The organism is Niallia sp. CD-39 (assembly GCF_059874745.1).
The window spans coordinates 283,774-305,198 of the sequence record NZ_JCBCPS010000001.1; the positions used below are offsets into that span (position 1 = coordinate 283,774).

The window sequence follows — 21,425 nt, forward strand, 5'->3', positions numbered from 1 at the left end:
TAGTTATTCTCTCTATTTTCATTTATTCCTGCTTTATTATCAATAAACAATGCTAGTATTCTTATTTTCCTAATCAAATAATTTCCCAATGAACCTATAAATTTTCTGTTTTTTCTTGTATCATTACGATTATAAGTATTAATTCCCGCTCATAAGACTACTATTTATACAGTGTATACAAAAAAATAAAAATTAATAGAGTTTATCCTTTCAATTTCTCCTATATTTTAATATAATAATTACATGATAATAATTATCATCTAATAGTTGTTTGTTGATGTATTATCATTTCTACTAAAATCTGAAAAAGATAAGGAGAATGAAGATGAGCGATAATAATATTATTTCTGAAGCAAATCATTCTGGAGGAGGCAAATGTCCTTTCTCACATGGAAGTATTACAAACCAAAAAACATCTGCTACTACAAACAAAGACTGGTGGCCAAATCAATTAAACTTAAATATTCTTCATCAACATGATACAAAGTCTAATCCTATGGGTGAAGAATTTAACTATGCTGAGGAATTCAGCAAATTAGATTACGATGCATTAAAGAAGGATCTACATGATCTTATGACAGATAGCCAAGATTGGTGGCCGGCTGACTACGGTCATTACGGACCAATGTTTATTCGTATGTCTTGGCATGCTGCTGGTACATACCGTTCTGGTGACGGTCGTGGAGGCGGTAACACAGGGAATCAGCGCTTCGCTCCATTAAACAGCTGGGCTGACAATGCTAATATCGATAAAGCTCGCCGCTTGCTATGGCCAATAAAGCAAAAATACGGCAATAAAATTTCATGGGCTGACCTTTTGCTTTTGACAGGAAACGTTGCGATTGAATCAATGGGTGGTAAAACATTTGGATTCGCTGGTGGGCGTCCTGATATCTGGCATCCAGAAGAAGATATTTATTGGGGTAATGAAAAAGAAATGCTAGGTGACAACCGTTACTCAGGTGATCGCGAGTTAGAAAACCCTCTTGCTGCAGTTCAAATGGGATTAATCTATGTTAACCCAGAAGGTCCTAATGGAAAACCTGATCCAATTGCAAGCGGTCGAGACATTCGTGAAACGTTTGCACGTATGGGAATGGATGACGCAGAAACAGTTGCATTAATTGCTGGTGGCCATACTTTTGGTAAAGCTCACGGTGCTGGAGATGCTGCACAAGTTGGACCTGAGCCAGAAGCTGCTCCATTAGAGGCACAAGGTCTTGGATGGATAAGTTCACATGGTAGCGGTAAAGGAAGCGACACAATTACAAGTGGTATCGAAGGTGCTTGGACTGCTAACCCTACTCAATGGGATAATGGATATTTCGAATTGTTATTCGAAAACCAATGGTGGTTAACGAAGAGCCCTGCTGGTGCTTGGCAATGGCAAATTGCGGATCCTGCGGATAAAGATTTAGCACCTGATGCTGAGGATGCGTCTAAAAAGGTTCCGACTATGATGACAACAGCTGATATGGCTTTGCTTCATGATGAAGAATACAAGAAAATCTCTCGTCGTTTCTATGAGAACCCTGAACAATTTGCGGATGCTTTTGCGCGCGCTTGGTTTAAACTTCTTCACCGTGATATGGGTCCTCGCACTCGTTACATGGGACCAGAAGTTCCATCTGAAGAATTAATCTGGCAAGATCCAATTCCAACAGTTGATTATGACTTATCTGACAGTGAAGTTGCAGATTTAAAGGCAAAAATCCTAGCTACTGGTTTAACAGTTTCTGAATTAGTAACAACAGCTTGGGCTTCTGCAAGCACTTACCGTGGTTCTGATATGCGTGGTGGAGCAAATGGTGCACGTATTCGTTTATCTCCACAAAAAGACTGGGAAGTTAACCAACCTGAGCTATTATCTAAAGTGCTCGGTGCTCTTGAAGAATTACAAGCTACATTAGACAAAAAAGTTAGCCTTGCTGACTTAATCGTCCTTGGTGGTAGCGCAGCAATCGAAAAAGCAGCTGAAAATGCTGGATTCAATGTAACGGTACCTTTCTCTCCTGGCCGCGGAGATGCTACAGCTGAGCAAACGGATGCTGAAAGCTTCGACTTCCTTGAGCCAGCTGCTGATGGATTCCGTAACTATCAGAAGAAAGAATACAGCGTAACAGTTGAGGAGCTACTTGTTGATAAAGCGCAATTATTAGGTCTTACTGCCCCAGAAATGACAGCTTTAGTTGGTGGTATGCGTGTATTAGGCACGAACCACGGTGGCACAAACCATGGTGTATTCACTGAAAATGTAGGAACTCTTTCAAATGACTTCTTTACGAATCTTCTCGATATCGGAGTTCAATGGAAACCAGTTGATGGACAAACGTACGAAGGACGTGACCGTGTAACTGGAGAAGTCGTCCGTACAGCAACTAGAGTCGACCTTGTATTTGGTTCTAACTCTGTATTACGTGCGATTGCTGAAGTATATGCTCAACACGATAATAAGGAAAAATTCGTTAATGACTTTATCGCAGCATGGGTAAAAGTGATGGATGCAGACCGCTTTGATCTTAAAGCGAAAAAGCTTGAGCTAGCATTAAAATAATCGCCTAACTCAAAAAAGATTAAATAAGAAAAATTAGTATGAGATTGTAGACAAAGTCGATTTCCGACTTTGTCTACATGTTTTTTCAGAGGAATTATTACTAACAGAAGAAACCCTAAGACTGTGTTGAAAACGCTTGTCAGACTAGGCGTGCAGTCAAGTGAATACCCGACTAGAACACCGGGTTCATGAGGGGACGAACTTGACAAACAACAACGTATGCATGCGTTTGTCAACAGTCTGAAATTAGTATATATCTAAGATCTGAGTCCGAGACTTACCGGCTTTAGATCTTTTCATTTTTCTCACAGATTTAATCCATGTATGAATACTACAAGGATTAATAATACGTTTTATCACTTCAAAAACGTTACATTTTTCAAAAAAAAACCCTCTAAATTGTTGTACTACAGTTTAGAGGGGTAAAATTTTATAGTGCGCTTATAGATCAATAAGTGAACTGATTGTTGCTCTTAATTTATTTTTTCAGAGTCAATGCAGGATTTCTGTTATTTGGTATTTACTTGACTATTTTCTTCCATATTATCCTCTCTAATCGAGCACGATTGCTTCTTTGTACTATGATGATCGGAAGATTAAATAATAACGCGTATAAAATCATTAAAATCCATGCCCATAGAGGATTCCACAAAATGAAAAACAGAGCTGGGAGTATTGACACCCAATGATTAAATTCCGCACGTTTAGTTTCATTTACATAATTCTCTAAATATGCAGCTGATCTCCCTATTACTTGCGACTTTGCGAACCCTCTTCTAATGATTTTAGTTCCATCAGGAATATGATCTTTCCACTTTTTCACTAAAAATACCTTATCCCAAAACTCCCCATCCCTCTCCCAACTTCTTATTTCATAAAGTGATGATTGTTTCTGAAATGATTCAATCGGGATTCTAACTGTCCAAAGCGATACAAATATATGAACGAGTGCCCAAGCAATAACATTTACCAAAAATAACATTGGCAAAGATAATTCTATAACCGGCATCGTTAAACTTGAACCTTTCTTCCGCGCCAATTCACACTTCGTTTGATTGAAGTTAAATAAATTGAGCGGACAAATACGATTGTAAAGAAAACGAATAATAGCGGGTATATTGCAACATACCTCTTTTTAAAATTTCCTACTTTTCTTGTTTGCCTTACTAGTAAAAGAAAATAAGAAGCATAAATCATCAATGAACTAATGATGATCCAATATGTTGGCTGCAACAGCACTGAAACCATCACACTTCCTATACTCATAAATGCACCGGTAATCCATAAGCAGATTAATGTCATGACAAACGGATTTGTTGACCTTGAAGCAGTAGCAAAACTTTTTGACCATCCGTCTATAAGTTTCGTTAATCCTTCAGGATACATTCGAAACGAAATACACCCTTTTCCATTTAAACACAAAACTGGGAGTTTGTTTGATTGATATAATTCTCCCAAAACAAGATCATCCATTACAGCTTCGCCAACTTTTTGATGTCCACCAACCAACATGTAGTCATTTCTATTTGTAATAATACATGGTCCAAACGATCCTGCTGGTTTCAATTTCCCCTTCAAAAAAGTAAAGCAATTCATGCCTGTAAACACGATAAGATTAAAAATTGCTGAGAATTGTTCATAGTTTTTTTCCATATAATGATACGGTTGTAATGAAACAATCCCTTTTCTACCCATTCGTTCATATTCATTTACTAAATCCAATAATGCAAAACCATGATCAAACCTTGTATCTGCGTCTAAGAATAACAAAAGGTCATGTTTTGATTTGTTAGCGCCAATCCAACATGCTGCTGATTTCCCCCTCCAATCCAAGGGGTTATCACTGCTACTTAAGACTGTCGCTCCAAAATTGTTGGCGACCTGTACAGTATCATCTGTAGATTCATCATCAACTATAATCAATTCTATATTTATTCCTTTCTGCTGACGAATTGAATGCAATAATGGCTTTATACGAACCGCTTCGTTTCTTGCTGGTATTATAATTGAAATCGATCTTTTTGCATCTTCCCTTTTTACATTTGAAATTGTTGGATTATGACAAAACATGAATAGGCCTGCCAATATACCTATAAGGCTAATAAGCATTGATCCAATTAGGATAATTGTTAACATGATAACTGGCCCCCTAGATTGAGGTTTTTTCTGCTTGAATGATTTTATCACTTACTTGTTGACCACTTAATGTTACCATTGGCATTCCTGCACCTGGATTGACCGTTCCACCAGCAAAATATAAGTTGTCATATTTTTCACTCTTCTTCTTGTGTTTAAATCCCTTATTTTTTTTCTTGTTCGAGACTGTTCCGTAAATTGAGCCTCGATGGGAAAGGTACATATTATGGATATCATGAGGTGTCCACATATCTTCTACTACAATGTTTTTTCTTAAATCTTTTAACCCCATCCTTTCTAACTTGAGTAATACAGTTTCTCTTAATTGCAAATAGTCTTCCTGTGTAAACGCTTGGTCTTGTATGTACGGTATATGTGGAAGTACCTTAATATTTTCATGACCAGGTATTGTCTGACTAGCATCTGTTTTATTAACATTTACAACATAAATTGTTGGGTCAGTAGGTAATTTTTTTTCTCTAAAAACTAGATCCATTTGTTCTTTTAAGTTGTCAGAGAAAAAGAAATTATGGTGAGCGAGCTCAGGATACTCTGCTTTTACACCTAAATGGAGAACTAAACCAGAACTAGATGGCTCAAATTTCTTCTCAAGTTTTCGAACAAATTTTTCATCTTCTTCTAATAGCTGTTCATATACAGGTATGACTTCCATGTTCGAGATAAAGTAGTCCGCAGTCAAGGTACTACCATCTTCGAGTAAAACAGATTTAATCCGACTTCCTTCTTTTTGCATCTTTTTAACTGTTTTACCTAAATGCATCTGAACGCCTAATTCTTCAGCTAACTGTTTTAATGCAAGAGCTATTTTATGCATCCCACCTTCAACATACCATACCCCTTGTGTATGTTGCATATAGATCATCATATTAAGTACGGCTGGAGCTTCATAAGGCGATGAACCAACGTACTTAATAAAATAGGAGAGCATGTCTCTTAGTTGGGGGTTAGATATGTATTGATCGATCGATTCATACATGGTTGAAAACAAATCAAAGCCCTTAATTGATCGAACAATACCATGATTCTTAATGACTTCCATCGTTGTATCCAAACCTTTATTTAAATAGCCTTTTTCCGTTTCTTCGTATATTCTTTTTGCATAATTCAAAAAAGCTTTATATTCACTTATATCTTTCTCGGTTAAGAACGGATTCTCTTCTTTCATTTTCTTCAAGTCTCCATACAAATCAATAATACGATTATTTGGAAAAAAACTTCTCCATTCATGCTCGATTTTTTTAATCGTCAGATAATCCTCCATTTTCTTTCCACTACGTAAAAACAATCTTTCAAAAATTTGCGGCATCGTTAATATGCTTGGTCCTAAATCAAAGCCAAACCCATTCTTCTCTAATCGATTTAATTTTCCACCGAGATGATGGTTTTTTTCTAATAACGTTACTTCAAAATCATTTTGAGCAAGGGAGATAGCGGCTGAAAGGCCCCCTAGTCCCCCTCCAATCACAATTGCTTTTTTTCTTCTCATTATGAACAACTCCGTTCACGATTATTAGCTAAATCAATTCTAGTCCTATTAAAAGCATCTTCAATAATACTAAGATTCATCGTACTTTTGAATTTTAAGCAGTCATAATTTCTTTCACGTACAACTTTTAAGTAACTTCGATAAACTCGAGCGGCAGACATCACTTCAAACTGGCTGTCCTCAGCAAAATACAAGATGTGCTTTTCAAATTCGTCATATAAAAATTCAGATCTTCGTGCAATTAATTCCCATAAGTTAACAAAGCTTTCATCCACTTCTAAACTAATAAAGAAATCGTCATCCAAGAAGTATTTGTTCATCTCTTCTCTTGGCAAATAAATCCTGTTGTGAACAAGATAATCTTCACCCACATCTCTTAATATATTGGTTAATTGCATTGCTTGGCCGAGCTGTACAGCTGCTTTCTCTAACTCGATTGTTACTGTATCAGCAAGGATAGGAAGTAGCATTAACCCTACTGAACCTGCAACATAGTAGCTATAAGACTCTAATTCTTCAATTGTGTTTATTCCTTTAAAGTCTAGATCCATCTTTTGACCAAAAATTTGGTCAAAAAATGGCTCGACTTTCATAGGGTATCGATTAAACACATCCCTTAACGCTCTCCATAAAGGTTTATCTACTTCTTGTTTCTTTGCAAAGAGAATGAGCTCTTGTTCTAACGAATTAATTCTATTGATCTTTTCTTCCGTTGTATTGGCTTTATCTAAAGCATCATCTGCTTGCCTACAAAATGCATAAATTGCAAAAACTGCTTTTGCTTTTTCAGGCGGTAATTGTTTAAATGTATAATAGAAACTTTTAGAATTTGCCTTAATAATTTTTTCGCAATATAAGTAGTCCTGATCTAAAGTGAGTGAGTAATGAATATTCAAGTTATTTCCCCTTTCATTTAACTAAGTAAGTTGACCATCATCTAATAAAAGTTCTTCAGTAGCGATTTTTGCCGATAATAACACAATTGGGACACCTGCACCTGGGTGTGTACTGCTGCCAGTGAAATACAAGTTCTCACAATTTTTTGCTTTACTTTGTGGTCTTAAATGATTGCTTTGAAGTAAATTTGGTCTTAAACCAAAACAAGCACCATTATAAGCATTTAACTTTTCTTTAAAATCAACAGGTGTCATATATGACTCTGAAACAATTTCTTGCTGAACGTTTTCAAACCCTTTGATTCTACTAAGTTTTGACATTACTTTATTTCGATAATATTGAATGGTATCCTCATTCCAATTATCCTTTCCTGTAGACAGATCAGATACTGGAACTAAAATATACAACCCGTCTTTGTTAGGCGGTGCCATAGAGGCTTCCATTTTCGATCCAATATAAACATAGAAAGATGGGTCTTTAATACGTTCTCCATCAAAGACTTGGTTGATATTTTCTTTTACATTTTCACTAAAAACGAAATTATGAACAGTATCAACATTGTCATATTTTTTATCCATACCTAAGTACATGAGAAAACAGGAACATGAATATTTCATCTTGTCTATTTTATTGTCCGTATATTTCTTCCCTTTTGCTTTTGTATCTTTCACCAAATGTTTCATTGCATGAGGAAAATCTGCATTACACATTACAAAATCGCTGTTTTTAACTTCACCGTTCACGATAATCCCTGTAGCTTTACCATCTTTGATACAAATTTCGTCAACTTCCTGATTGTACGTAATCTTCCCACCAATTTCGTAAAATAGTTTTTCCATTGCTTTTGCCATTGAATGCATACCTCCCTTAATGAACCATACACCATATAGCAGTTCAATCATTGGAATAATCGTATAAAGGGAAGGTCCATTATATGGAGAAACTCCTATGTATAATGTTTGGAAGCTTAGCATTTGCTTTAGTCTCTCGTTTTTAACATATTTACCTATAAATTGGTCAGCCGTATTTAACGTTCTTAACTTCATTGCTTGCTTTAACATAAATGGGTTGTAAAAATCTTTAGCATTCCTGAATGGTCTTTGTAAAAAGTGCTCTTTTGCCACAAGAAAGCGTTTATATATTTTCTCTAAATAAGTTAAAAAGCCTTGAGCGTCTTTTTCACTTATGGACTCTAATGTTTTCATTAAATGAGTTAGGTCTGATGATACTTCAAATTTATCTTCGGGCTTATCTCCAAAAAAAACAGAGTACATAGGATCTAATTTTTCCATTGGTATATAATCGTCAGGATTTCTGCCAACTAATTCGAATATTTCGCGATACAGTTCTGGCATCATTACTATTGTTGGACCTAAATCAAATTCATAACCATCCTTAATAATTCGGTTCATTTTCCCTCCTGGAACAGAACCCTTTTCGATGATTTCTACATCATAACCAGAATGCTGCAATCGAATTGCGCTTGCTAACCCAGCAATCCCTGCACCAATGACAAAAATTTTCTTACCCATAAATTGCTCCTCTCGACTGTTACACATTTGTCTAAATATTAATTATTTGTACCTATTATTCTTGAAAGTGACACAAGTGTCAATTAAAACACATTTACAAAATGTAAATGTAAAAAAATAAACTATTTCCATATTCCCTTTTCAAAAAGAAGCTAAACCTCAATTTAAATATTTTTTTTAAAATAATTTTAATGAATCCTCCAAACAATTAAAAGAACGAATTTAGGAATGGATAATAAAGCATAATCTAAGGAAAAATGTTTTGTTTTGTAGTTCAAAAAAATGGTTTTTACACGCTAGGAGTTTTAAGAAAAGAGGAATTTTCATAGTACAATATTGTAATACATTCGAATACTCTGTAAAGACTGATGATGGACTTTGCACAATATTAAACAGTTTGGCTAACTTAGAAACTGCCGTCATTATGACGGCAGCTTTCCAATTCTTATGGCTTTAATATTACCTTTATACAGCCATCTTCATGATTATTGAAAATTTTATATGCGTGACTTGCATCTTCTAATGGAAGTTTATGTGTGATGATTTCTGTAGGGTCTAATTTTCCATCTGTAATCATCTTTAATAATCCAGGCATAAAATGAATAACTGGTGCTTGCCCCATTTTAATATTAATATTTCTAACCCAAAAGGCTCCTAAGGGAAATAGATTATAATTCCCTCCATACACCCCTGTTAGATGAACAGTTCCAAATTTGCGAACTGCCTTTGACGCAATTTGAATTGGACCTAATGTTCCTCCTTGTAATTTTAGCTTTTGTTCTAAATACTCTAGCGGAGATTTCTTGCCGTCCATCCCCACACAGTCTATGACAACATCAGCCCCACCTTGTGTAATCTCTTTTAAATGCTCTCCCATATCAGGATATTTTGTAAACTCAAACACTTCAACTTGATTCATTCTTTTTGCATGTTGGACGCGGTATTCAAGATGATCTACGGCAATAACCCTCTTTGCCCCCTTCATCCATGCAAATTTTTGAGCCATTAAACCGACCGGTCCACAACCAAGAACGATGACTGTATCTCCTGGTGTTACACCTGAGTTAACAACACTCCAATATGCTGTTGGAAGAACATCCGATAAAAATAATAGAGATTCATCTTCTAAATCGCATGATTCTGGAATAACAAAAGGTGTAAAATTACCAAAAGGTACTTTTAAATATTCCGCTTGTCCACCTGGATGATTCCCAAACTTTTCAGAGTAGCCAAAGTAGCCACCAGAATCATAATGAGGGTTCGAATTGTCACATTGACTTTCCATTTTATGATCACAATAATAGCAGTGTCCACAGGATACATTGAACGGAACGACAACTCGATCACCTTTTTTAACCTTAGTTACCCCAGGTCCCACTTCTTCAACGATCCCCATCGGCTCATGTCCAATAACATAACCTCGGTGTAAAGGGATATTTCCCTGATATAAATGCAAATCAGATCCACATATAGCAGTAGAAGTGATTTTCACAACGATATCATCGTACTTCTCGATTTTTGCATCTTTTACATTACGAACTTGAATTTGATTTGCACCTTGATAAGTAACGGCTCTCATCTTATTGCCCCCATTCACTTCTATGCCTTTATTTTCATTCAAAATTGTGAGGATTATACTCAATAATGAATATGACAAGCTTCGAATGTGAATGAGTTTGAAGACTTGCTTTACAAATAAATAAAACCAAACCATCTATTTAACTATGGGTTGGGCAATTAGCAAGAAACTTAACAAAGTGTTAGGAACCGTTAAACATTATAAAACTAAAAAAATGTAGGGTTACAGCTATTTATTCATATCAAAAATAGCCTGTGTTTATACATCTTTTCGGAAATGATTAGGGTGTTCATTTAAACATTTTATTTGAATATCTGGATGATTACTCTAGGAATGAACAGCAAAACATCTGCAAATGTAATGGTCTTATCAACAGTGTCCAATTTGTTTTCAAATCTAGCTTGATAATCAAATGAATTCGTAATAAAGTCTCCTTGGACTGGTTCTTCCCCATCTCTAAAATGAATTCTGATTGATTTTCCTTTTAAGAAATTTCGGGAATTCGAAACTTGAAAATGGATGTGTGCTTCAGATGAGTGCCCTGAATTTCCACACTTACCGATTACTTGCCCTTCAAACACCTTGTCCCCTTTTTTTACAGCAATGGAGTCTTTTTTAAAATGTGCAATCACACTATATTCATTGTATTTATGTTCAATAACAATATAATTGCCGGCTAGTTCGTTTTCATCCATTGCACCAGGAATTTGATCTTGCTTCCCATCAACTACAACGGTGACTTTCCCATCAGCTGGTGCTACAACTTCCTCATCAAACGCAAAGTAGTTACTGTTTAAAGTAGGATCTCCATTGAATGTTTTACCTTCTTGTACTTTTACTAGATCATATGCATATCTTTGACTTTCATATACATAATGATAATTAAACACTTCATTTGTCCCACCCCAAAACACAAACCATTCCCCTTTAACTGGCATAATGTATTTGTTCTTGGTTAACACTTTGTCTGTGTCTGGATAAGTAATAAATGGTTTGAGATAAAAACTTTGAATACAACCTTCAGCAAATGTAGCAACAATCGCTTTTTCCCTTTTATCTTCTAACCAAAAATATTGTACTGCATTTGGCATGTTCGTTTTTGCTTCTAAATGATATGTATCCTCTTCATCACTAAAAGATTGGCATAATTTCTTAAAATGATCATATGTAATCATCTTTTTAAAAGCTGATGATGTTGAATCGTAAATTCTTTCGAATTCACCTTTTTTCCAATAATTAAGAAAATCATCTGGTGATATGAATGTCTTCATTCAAATCTCTTCCTTTCCTTATCTCCTAATTTACCTACGAATAAAAAGATGGAAAGTTTCAATTACATAATAAACTTGAGCTTATTTCTTTATAAATTTATAGATAATCGGTAATCTAGTTACAAATTGAAAGGAATGATCTCATGAAAATTACAGCGTTTATGGGCAACACAAGAAATGAAAGCAATACAGAGATTTTAACAGAGAAGGTTCTAAGTGGAATAAAATACACTAAAATTTCGCTTAAGGATCTAAAGATTCATCCAATTGAGGATTTACGCCATGATCCTGATGGGTTTAAAGAGATTGATGATGATTACGACAAGATTGTTGAAGCACTCTTACATAGCGACATGGTCATTTTTGCAACTCCAATTTATTGGTATTCTGTTTCTGGTCTTATGAAAAATATGATAGATCGTTTTAGTCAAGCCATCCGTGACGAGCGTTACCCAAAGCTAAAAGAACATTTTAAAGGACTTAAGGTAATTGTTTTGGCAGTTGGAGGTGATCAACCTAAAGTGAAAGGCCTTCCTCTCATTCAACAAATGCAGTATACATGTGACTTTTTAAATATGGAATTTTACTCATACATTCTTGGTGAAGGAAATAAACCAGGCGAGATATTAAACGATGACACCGCAATAGTTCAGGCTTCATTATTAAATAAAAAACTAAAAGCTCAAGCTGACAATGCGTGATTACTACAAATGAACTCTACTGTTTGACCTAAAAAGAGGTTGCGTGATCTTAAACTACTCAACTTTGATCTCAAATGAGATTTCATGATCTTAAAATACGCTACTTTGATCTAAAATAGGGGTTGCGTGATCTTTAACTACGCTACTTTGATCTCAAATAGAATTTCGTGATCTCAAACTAGCTAGTTTTGATCTCAAATGAGATTTCGTGATCTTAATATACGCTACTTTGATCTCAAATGAGATTTCGTGATCTCAAACTAGCTAATTTTTATCTAAAATGAGATTGCGTGATCTTTAACTACGCTACTTTGATCTCAAATGAGATTTCGTGATCTTAAACTAGCTAATTTTGATCTCAAATGAGATTTCGTGATCTTAAAATACGCTTCTTTGATCTCAAATGAGATTTCGTGATCTCAAATGAGATTTCGTGATCTCAAACTAGCTAGTTTTGATCTCAAATGAGATTTCGTGATCTCAAACTAGCTAATTTTGATCTCAAATGAGATTGCGTGATCTTAAAGTACGCTACTTTGATCTCAAATGAGATTTCGTGATCTCAAACTAGCTAATTTTGATCTCAAATGAGATTTCGTGATCTCAAACTAGCTAATTTTGATCTCAAATGAGATTTCGTGATCTTAAACTAGCTAATTTTGATCTCAAATGAGATTTCGTGATCTCAAACTAGCTAATTTTGATCTCAAATGAGATTTCGTGATCTTAAACTAGCTAATTTTGATCTCAAATGAGATTTCGTGATCTCAAACTAGCTAATTTTGATCTCAAATGAGATTTCGTGATCTTAAACTAGCTAATTTTGATCTCAAATGAGATTTCGTGATCTTAAACTACGCTATTTTGATCTCAAGCCCGTAAATCACTGCTCACTTCTTTTCTTTTATTTGACAAAAAATCGCCACAATCATCCTCCCTTTCTCTTATTAAATACGATAAAATATCACTATATATTGATTTTATAACAAATATTAATCTATATATAGTGATAGGAGGATAAATTTTGAAAAATCAAATACAAATTGAAACTTGTACTGATTTGCATGCATTTGAAACATCATTAACGAATGTGATCTTTAGTGAGCAGCATGATTTTATCCAGGAAAATGCAAATGTAGATGGCAAAAGCCCCTGTGGAATCATGAACAAAATGGCTAGTGAAGCCTCAAAACATTACACGAAGAAGTTTTTATTAAGTGATGAGGCTAGACTTGCTATTGAAGAAAATTATATTTATCCTCACGATCTTGATTATTATGCAACCGGTACAACAACCTGCTGTCAAATTCCATTAGGAAAACTGCTTAAGGATGGTTTTAATACAGGTCATGGATTTATGCGTTCACCTAGTGATATTACGAGTGCGATGGCATTAACAACAATTGTCTTCCAATCGAATCAAAACATGCAGCATGGAGGTCAATCAATTCCTTGCTTTGATTACGACCTAGCTCCATACATAGGCAAAACCTTTAAAAAAGTACTAAGTCGATTAGAAGCTTATCCTCTCTCAGCTGATGCCGATATCGAAATGCTTGCATGGGTTGAAACAGATAAAATAACTTATCAAGCATGTGAAGCATTTATTCATAATCTTAATAGCATGCATAGTCGCGGTGGTGGACAAACCCCTTTTACGTCCATTAATTATGGAACCGATCAATCTGTCGAAGGTCGATTGCTGATCAAAAATGTCTTAAAGGCTACTCAGGCTGGTCTTGGTAAAGGAGAAACCCCGATCTTTCCGATTCAAGTGTTTAAAATGAAAAAGGGCATTAATTTTAATCCTGACGATCCAAATTATGATTTGTATCAGCTGGCACTAGAAACTACATCGAAACGATTGTTTCCTAACTTTGCATTTATTGATTCACCTTTTAATCTACAGCATTACAACCCAATAAACCCACAATCCGAAGTAGCATATATGGGTTGCAGAACGAGAGTAATGGCGAATCGACATGGAGAAGAAAATAGTGTTGGAAGAGGAAATTTATCATTTACAAGCATTAATCTTGTGAAACTTGCTTTAGAATCAGTGCACATCGATGATTTTTATATAAGACTCGATCATTACATAAACGTGGCAATAACGCAGCTTTATGAACGCTACCTCTATCAATCTCAAAAACAAGCCCAGCATTTTTCTTTTCTTTATCAGCAAGGTGTTTGGCAAGGTGGAGAAACGTTGCACCCTCATGAAAAAGTACAAGATTTATTGAAACAAGGTACGCTCTCCGTCGGATTTATTGGACTAGCAGAATGTTTAATTGCATTAACAGGCATGCATCATGGGGAAAGTATGGAATCACAAGGCATTGGCCTTGCGATTATTCAATATATGCGCACTAAAATGGATGAAGCAAGTGAAATCTATGACCTTAACTTCTCACTCATTGCTACTCCAGCTGAAGGATTGAGCGGGAAATTCGTAAAAGAGGATTGTGAAAAATTTGGAGTGATAAACAGAATTACTGACCGAGAGTACTATACGAATTCGTTTCACGTTCCTGTTCATTTTTCCTTGCGTGTTTTTGATAAAATTAAGATTGAAGCTCCTTATCATGCGCTTTGTAACGCTGGACATATTTCCTATGTAGAATTAGATGGGAATGTTAAAACAAATATTGCTGCGCTTGATACAATCGTAAAAGCAATGGCTGAACATAACCTTGGATATGGAAGCATCAATCATCCAATTGACGAATGCCATGCATGTGGCTATCAAGGAATTATTGAGAATGAATGTCCTTCTTGTAATACGTCGGATGAGCAGCATATAAAACGGATACGTCGCATTACTGGTTATTTAGTTGGTGATATGAGTCGTTGGAATGGTGCGAAGAAATGCGAAGAAAAGGATCGTGTCCATCACGTACGCTCGATATGAAAATTATGAATATCATACATGACTCTATCGTGGACGGAGAAGGATTAAGGACTGTCATATTTTTTGCTGGATGTCCACATTGTTGCAAAGGTTGTCATAATCCACAAAGCTGGTCATACAAAAATGGAACCGAGATGTCCATAGAGGAAGTGCTGTTAGTGTCTCTAAATCCTCTAAACAATATCACATTAAGTGGAGGCGAGCCCTTTCTTCAAGCAGCTGAAGGAAAGAAACTCGTGAAACTACTGAAAAAAGCAGGCAAAAACATTTGGGCGTACACCGGCTATACGTTAGAAGAAATTATTCAAAATGATCGTAAAGATCAACTTGAAATGCTCTCATATATTGATGTATTAGTTGATGGTCGGTTTGATCTTAGCAAGCGTGATCTTACTCTTCCATTTAGAGGAAGCAGCAACCAGAGGATTATAAAATTACTTCCAAAATTATAATAATAAGGACTGAGCTTTTATTCATAACAGATCTAAATCAAGATAATTTAAGGGTTCTACATACACGTGTCATATTTATTTATGAAGAACCCTTTTTTCTTTTGCTAAAGCTACCTATACGTTTTTCTCTTCATAAAATAATCCAGTAATGCTTTTCTATAGTTTATAGCAGAAAATGCAGATACCTTTTTTATTGCCTCAACATATTCTTATTGATTAATTAAAAATTTCTCTTTAAAAATTGGACTTAATTCGCTCCAAACATCAAACTTGTTTCCATTAATATCAAAGAAAACAAAGTTTCTTCCCGAGTGTCCCCTATCTTCAATATCTCCAACTCTTATTTCTTTAGTAACAAAATCATTATGTAAAGATTCTAGTGCACTCATTCCATTTACTTCAAATGTCATCGAGAAACGCTCCTGTCCATAAACATCATAGAAATTTGAAGTTTGGTCCTTTTTTGATTTAACTAAGAATATGCTTTGATTTGCAAGGTTAAGAATAGCCTTATCATCATCCTTATAACTTAACTCCGCACCTAAATTCATTACATACCATTCTGTAGAAATTTCAACATTAGTGACTGGGATATAAGTTGTTCCTACTCTTAATAGTTTTTCGCTCATCTTATTTTCGCCCTTCATTAAGTCTCAATATCTTTTTCTATACTTAATTATATTTTTCCTTTAATTAATGATACTTTATTATACTTACCTCCCTTATTAAACAATGTGAAAATTCATTAATTACTAAATATGATTCATTCTCCATTCCTTCGCTGTCTTATCTATTGAATTTATATACTCATTCTTTCCTTCTATATAAAGATCGATATTAAAAGGATACCTATCAGCTAACCTCTGCTTTAGTTGACTATATTTTTTTGCTTCTTCCGGATGAGCAATCATATAGTCTCTAAACGTTATGTGACGCTTAACTTCCGAATTTCCTTGTTCAAAGATATGAACGTGATGTGTTCTATTGTCTCCCCCCTTACTAAAAAACCGTCTATTAGGTACACCATACTCACCGTGAGCCTTGTATCCTATTTGTTCCATTTGCAGATTTAACTTATCAACTTCAACAATGTTATGAACTTCAATCATAATGTCTATTACTGGCTTCGCTTTAATATTTGGTATTGCTGTACTTCCAATGTGATGAATTGTAAGTAGTAGATTTCCAAATATCCTTTTAATCTTTTCTCTTTCCATTTCAAACATGTAATACCATTCTTTATTATGTGAAGAAACCTCAACTTTCCTCATCATCTTCACCTCAACCATATTTCTATTTAATCAAAGTTTACCATAAATACATCTTTATTCTTGTTCAATAAGCTGATTCTTTAATCTAATCAGAAAATATAGTTGGTTAAGAGATATTGGTTTAAGACAACCGTGAGCTGTTTCGCAATTAATCTGTTTATAAAATGATAATTGCAGATTATGTTTCTATTGGAGTCAAGCATGTAGGTGAACTATTGAGTAGAATTTTAGACGGCAACTCCATGAAAATACTGTGCATTTTCACCGAGTTGCCTTTACTCAATTGCAACAATTTTTTTCATGTTGGAAAAGCATACCTAAAAATCTCGCATTAAGTGGTTTTTTCTAGTTGAAACTGAATCATTATCCGCGAAAAACGCACTAAAAGGTTGCACTTATCTTATTGAAAAAAACGTTCTACATACTCTGAATCTACATCAGAAAGTGTTTTTCTTATATAGTTTGGTTGATGATCTTTGTCAACTAACACAGATCGTACTCCTTCATAAAAGTCTGGATTATCAAGAAATTCTGTTGCAATCAAAACATCCGTTTCAAAACATTCAGCCAGTGTTTTGTGTTGGCCATCAAGTATCTGTTTTAATGTTACTTTTAAAGATACCGGTGATTTCGATTCAATGATCTCTCTCGTCTTTTTCGCAAATTCTGTATCTGAACGTTGAAGTGAAGAAAGTATCTCCTCCACCGTTCCGTGAGAGAAATGAGTTTCGATTTCAGTATGAATATGCTCCAGCTCGCTACTACCCTCAGGGAGTGTTGAGAAGCTGTTTATACAATCATTTAGTTTTGAACGAACCGCTTCATTATGCCAATCTATTTGATTTACTTTACTTAAAAGTTTCTGTAAATTTTCTATTGAAAGGTAATAATCCGCTCCGTTCATATACAGTACATCATTTGGACTGATCACCTTAGCTGTAAGTGCTAAGTAAGTGCCCACATGCTTAGGCGCTTGATTTAAAAAGTAGGCTGCACCTACGTCCGGGAAGAAACCGATATTCATTTCAGGCATTGCCCATTTTGTCTTTTCAGTAACGATTCGATGAGATGCACCGTAGCTTAAGCCGACCCCACCACCCATTACAATTCCATCTAAAACGGCAACTATTGGTTTCGGATATTCATAGATAGCTAAATCTACTTCGTATTCTTCTCTAAAGAAATGAATCGCACTTTCTTTTGCTTTCTTGCTGGACTTTGCTTCGTATAATGCTTTAATATCTCCACCTGCACAAAAGCCCTTTGTTCCTTCTCCGGATAACACGATCAGCTTCACCTCATGGTCATCCTTCCATTTCGAAAGAACTGCACCAATTTGTTCAATCATTGATTTCGTTAAAGCATTTAACGCTTTTGGTCGATTTAAGATGATCTTCCCGACACCGTTGTTTTCCACTTTACAAATCACTTCAGCTGTCAATTTCGTTTCCCCCTATGAGTCTTTGAATTGAGGTTTACGCTTTTCAATAAAAGCTATTACCCCTTCTTTCGCATCATTGGTTAAAAACAATTCAGCAAATTTTTCTCGTTCACGTTTTAAGCTATGATGCAATTCTTCATTTGCCCCTTTATTAATGCACTCTATCACTCTCGAAACACTTTCCATGCTTCTTCCATTAACAAGTGAACGAGCAATCGTTTCTGCAGTATCAATTAATAGATCTTCAGCAACGACTTTATGAATAATACCAAGATCATTTGCCTCTACTGCGTTTAAATGCCGCCCTGTAAGGATCAAGTCAATCGCCTTTTGCTTACCAACAAGATCTGTTAACCGCTTTGTTCCACCAAAACTAGGCAATAAGCCTAGTTTTAATTCTGGTAAACCGAGAATTGCATTTTCCGTTGCGATTCGCAAATGGCAACCAAGAGCTACCTCCAATCCTCCACCAAGTGCTGGTCCGTTAATTGCAGCAATCACTGGCTTTACCATAAATTCTATCTCATTACAAAGCGCTTGCCCATTTTCCGACATTTTTATAGCAGCTTTAACATCTCCAAACTTCTCTACAAACTCTTTAATATCAGCTCCTGCAACAAAGAACTTCCCTGCTCCTGTTACAATGATTGCTTTAACTTCCTTTTCTTCATGCAACCTAGCAAATGTCTTTCTCAACTGTTCGATACAATCAGTCGATAATGTATTAGCTGGTGGATGATTAATTGTTACAATAGCAATCTCTTTCTTATATTCTACTTCTACCATACTATTCTCCTCCTTAAAACCAGCGCTCTGTTACGACTTTCTTTCTTGTATAAAACTGAACCCCGTCTTTCCCGTTTGTTCCTAAATCACCATAGAATGAAGATTTATTGCCTGCAAATGAGAAAAATGCCATAGGTGCAGGTACATTAACATTGACACCAATCATTCCTGCATCAATTTCATTACGGAACGTTTGTGCACTTTTTCCGCTAGACGTATAAATAACCGCACCATTAGCAAACGTAGACTTGTTTGTTAAGGCAATTCCTTCTTCTAAATCTTTTATTCTCACAACACTTAAAACCGGGGCAAAAATCTCATCTCTCCAAATTTTCATTGAAGGATTGACATGATCAAAAATCGTTGCACCAATATAATAGCCATCTTGCTGATCATCGTGACGGCCGTCAACGAGCAATTCGGCTCCTTCCTTCACTCCATCTTCGATGTAACCGTATACTCGTGACTTCTGTGTATCGCGAATGACTGGCCCTACAAAGTGGTCTGGACTCATTCCGTCCCCCGTCTCTAACTTCTTCGTTTCTTCCACTAATCGAGCTATAAACTCATCTGCAATGGAATCGACGACTGCGACTACAGAACAAGCCATGCAGCGCTGTCCGCTACTACCAAAAGCTGCTCCAAGCACACCTTGTATCGTTTTATCAATCTGGCAATCATCTAATACAACTGCATGATTTTTTGCTCCAGCAAGAGCCTGCACTCTCTTTCCTTTTGCAGATCCGCGTTCATACACATATTTAGCGACTGGTTCAGACCCTACAAAAGATATCGCCTTAATTGATGAATGATCAAGAATTCCATTTACAACATCCTTCCCACCATGAACTAAGTTGAGCACTCCACTCGGGAATCCAGCTTGATAGAATAACTCTACTAATTTACCAGCTAAAAGCGGCGTACGCTCCGATGCTTTGAGAACAAATGTATTCCCGCATGCAACCGCAAGTGGAAACATCCATAATGGGACCATCATAGGAAAGTTAAAAGGGGTAATCCCTGCAACAACACCAAGAGGATAACGCCAGATTGAGCCATCAATTCCTTCAGCAATGCTCGGCAAGGCATCTCCCATCATTAAATTTGGTGTAGAGGTTGCAAGCTCAACTACCTCAATTCCACGCTGAACCTCCCCTGCAGCATCCTTTATTGTTTTTCCATTTTCGAGTGTAATAATCTTTGCTAATTCATTTTTGTTTTCATTCAATAGTTGAAGATATTTATACAAATACCTTGCTCGGTTTGGCACAGGGACATTTGACCAGTTTTGAAACGCTTTTTCAGCAGCTAACACCGCTTTATTTACATCTTCTACTGTAGATAATGGTACATATGCGATGATCTCACCTGTTGCGGGGTTTGGCACTTCCTCTAAGGTCACTCCTGATGATTCTATCCAAGCTCCATTAATATGGTTTTTGATTTTTTCTGCATTAGTATGAATCATAATTCATTCCCCCATTATTGTTTGATAGACAGATCTTCAAGCTTTTTGTATAAAACTGACATATCTTCTTGGCCATATCCTGCTTTTTGTGCTTCTTCATATAATGATAAGAGATAGTTGCTGCCTGGTAGATTGACTTCTTGTTCATCGGCTAATTCCATCGCAAAGCGTAAATCCTTCACAAGTAGATCTAAAGCAAATCCTGGTTTATATTGTTCATTGGCGATGAATTCTTTGTAATTGCGCTCATAGATCCTACTTTGACCATAGCTTACATTTAATACATTAAATAACGTTTCTAAGTTCACACCGCTTCTCTTTGCTAATAATAGGGCTTCACTTACACCTGCCGTGTAAAAACCAATAAGGAGATTGTTCATTAGCTTCGTGATTGTGCCACTTTCAATTTTTTCATCAATATGAAAAATATTTAGCGCTAATGATTGTAAGATTGGTTGAACCTCTTTAAATACCTGCTTAGGACCACCACACATAAACGTCAACGTACGATTGATTGCTCCAATTACCCCACCGCTAACAGGGGCAGCCATGTAAAATGCAGATGATTGGCTAAACTCATTCTCTATTTTTCGATTTAATTCTGGGGAAACGGTACTCGTATCTATAAAGATGTTCCCAGTTTGATGGTTTGCTAGTAACCCATCATTTCCTAGATAAACGGACTCTACTGCTTGATTTGAAGGTAGGCTTGTTAGAATTACTTTACATGACGCTGTTACTTCCTGAATTGATTTTGCAATCCGCCCTCCTTGTTCTTTGAAAGCAAGCACCGAATGTTCGTTTAAGTCACTTCCGTATACAATATATCCTGCTTCTAGTAAATTCACAGCCATAGGAAAACCCATATTGCCTAAGCCAATGATTCCAATCTCACGCATTTTCTCATCTCCTTTTATAA

The 21,425-nt window shown here is 35.8% G+C and carries 17 protein-coding genes; 4 read left to right on the forward strand and 13 right to left on the reverse strand.

Going from position 1 to position 21,425, the window contains the following annotated elements:
• Positions 1-325: 325 nt before the first annotated feature.
• Complete coding sequence (katG, locus tag AC6F34_RS01460) at positions 326-2,554, forward strand: catalase/peroxidase HPI (RefSeq protein WP_500768239.1); 2,229 nt, start codon at positions 326-328, stop codon at positions 2,552-2,554.
• Between the two features lie 520 nt (positions 2,555-3,074).
• On the opposite strand, the gene AC6F34_RS01465 is transcribed toward katG, so the two are convergent.
• The 7 genes from AC6F34_RS01465 to AC6F34_RS01495 form a co-directional block, all read right to left on the reverse strand.
• On the reverse strand, positions 3,075-3,593 hold the full coding sequence (locus AC6F34_RS01465) for a glycosyl-4,4'-diaponeurosporenoate acyltransferase CrtO family protein (RefSeq protein WP_500768241.1): 519 nt from the start codon (positions 3,591-3,593) through the stop codon (positions 3,075-3,077).
• Positions 3,566-4,690 (reverse strand): glycosyltransferase family 2 protein, encoded by a 1,125-nt coding sequence (locus AC6F34_RS01470; protein WP_500768244.1) that lies wholly within the window; start codon positions 4,688-4,690, stop codon positions 3,566-3,568. The genes AC6F34_RS01465 and AC6F34_RS01470 overlap by 28 nt, the downstream gene beginning before the upstream one ends.
• Positions 4,691-4,703: 13 nt before the next feature.
• The gene (locus AC6F34_RS01475; RefSeq protein ID WP_500768246.1) at positions 4,704-6,197 is read right to left on the reverse strand and encodes a phytoene desaturase family protein; all 1,494 of its coding nucleotides are present in this window, start codon (positions 6,195-6,197) and stop codon (positions 4,704-4,706) included.
• Positions 6,197-7,093 carry a phytoene/squalene synthase family protein gene (locus AC6F34_RS01480; RefSeq protein ID WP_500768248.1) on the reverse strand — a complete coding sequence of 299 codons (897 nt, stop codon included), beginning with the start codon at positions 7,091-7,093 and terminating at the stop codon, positions 6,197-6,199. Before AC6F34_RS01480 ends, AC6F34_RS01475 begins: the two co-directional genes overlap by 1 nt.
• Positions 7,094-7,114: 21 nt before the next feature.
• The gene (locus AC6F34_RS01485) at positions 7,115-8,626 is read right to left on the reverse strand and encodes a phytoene desaturase family protein (protein WP_500768250.1); all 1,512 of its coding nucleotides are present in this window, start codon (positions 8,624-8,626) and stop codon (positions 7,115-7,117) included.
• 445 nt (positions 8,627-9,071) lie between these two features.
• Positions 9,072-10,205, reverse strand: a complete 1,134-nt coding sequence (locus AC6F34_RS01490) for a zinc-dependent alcohol dehydrogenase (protein WP_500768252.1) — start codon at positions 10,203-10,205, stop codon at positions 9,072-9,074.
• Positions 10,206-10,507: 302 nt separating this feature from the next.
• Positions 10,508-11,476: a M23 family metallopeptidase gene (locus tag AC6F34_RS01495; RefSeq protein WP_500768254.1), complete on the reverse strand. Its 969-nt coding sequence runs from the start codon at positions 11,474-11,476 to the stop codon at positions 10,508-10,510.
• 143 nt (positions 11,477-11,619) lie between these two features.
• On the opposite strand from AC6F34_RS01495, the gene AC6F34_RS01500 reads away from it, so the two are divergent.
• From AC6F34_RS01500 to nrdG, 3 genes are all read left to right on the forward strand, one after another.
• A complete protein-coding gene (locus AC6F34_RS01500) occupies positions 11,620-12,177 on the forward strand; it encodes a flavodoxin family protein (RefSeq protein ID WP_500768255.1) in 558 nt (185 codons plus the stop codon).
• Between the two features lie 1,024 nt (positions 12,178-13,201).
• A complete protein-coding gene (locus AC6F34_RS01505; RefSeq protein ID WP_500768257.1) occupies positions 13,202-15,088 on the forward strand; it encodes an anaerobic ribonucleoside triphosphate reductase in 1,887 nt (628 codons plus the stop codon).
• Positions 15,085-15,540 (forward strand): anaerobic ribonucleoside-triphosphate reductase activating protein, encoded by a 456-nt coding sequence (nrdG, locus tag AC6F34_RS01510; protein WP_500770077.1) that lies wholly within the window; start codon positions 15,085-15,087, stop codon positions 15,538-15,540. Before AC6F34_RS01505 ends, nrdG begins: the two co-directional genes overlap by 4 nt.
• 209 nt (positions 15,541-15,749) lie before the next feature.
• Here the strand turns inward: nrdG and AC6F34_RS01515 are convergent, their stop codons facing one another.
• From AC6F34_RS01515 to AC6F34_RS01540, 6 genes are all read right to left on the reverse strand, one after another.
• Positions 15,750-16,169, reverse strand: coding sequence for a VOC family protein (locus AC6F34_RS01515; protein ID WP_500768259.1), 420 nt, complete (start codon positions 16,167-16,169; stop codon positions 15,750-15,752).
• 123 nt (positions 16,170-16,292) lie between these two features.
• On the reverse strand, positions 16,293-16,811 hold the full coding sequence (locus AC6F34_RS01520; protein WP_500768261.1) for a GrpB family protein: 519 nt from the start codon (positions 16,809-16,811) through the stop codon (positions 16,293-16,295).
• A gap of 400 nt (positions 16,812-17,211) precedes the next feature.
• Positions 17,212-18,252, reverse strand: coding sequence for an enoyl-CoA hydratase/isomerase family protein (locus AC6F34_RS01525; RefSeq protein ID WP_500768263.1), 1,041 nt, complete (start codon positions 18,250-18,252; stop codon positions 17,212-17,214).
• A gap of 12 nt (positions 18,253-18,264) precedes the next feature.
• Positions 18,265-19,038 (reverse strand): enoyl-CoA hydratase-related protein, encoded by a 774-nt coding sequence (locus AC6F34_RS01530; protein ID WP_500768265.1) that lies wholly within the window; start codon positions 19,036-19,038, stop codon positions 18,265-18,267.
• Between the two features lie 13 nt (positions 19,039-19,051).
• Positions 19,052-20,506 (reverse strand): CoA-acylating methylmalonate-semialdehyde dehydrogenase, encoded by a 1,455-nt coding sequence (locus AC6F34_RS01535; protein ID WP_500768267.1) that lies wholly within the window; start codon positions 20,504-20,506, stop codon positions 19,052-19,054.
• Between the two features lie 14 nt (positions 20,507-20,520).
• A complete protein-coding gene (locus AC6F34_RS01540; protein WP_500768269.1) occupies positions 20,521-21,405 on the reverse strand; it encodes an NAD(P)-dependent oxidoreductase in 885 nt (294 codons plus the stop codon).
• Positions 21,406-21,425: the final 20 nt, after the last annotated feature.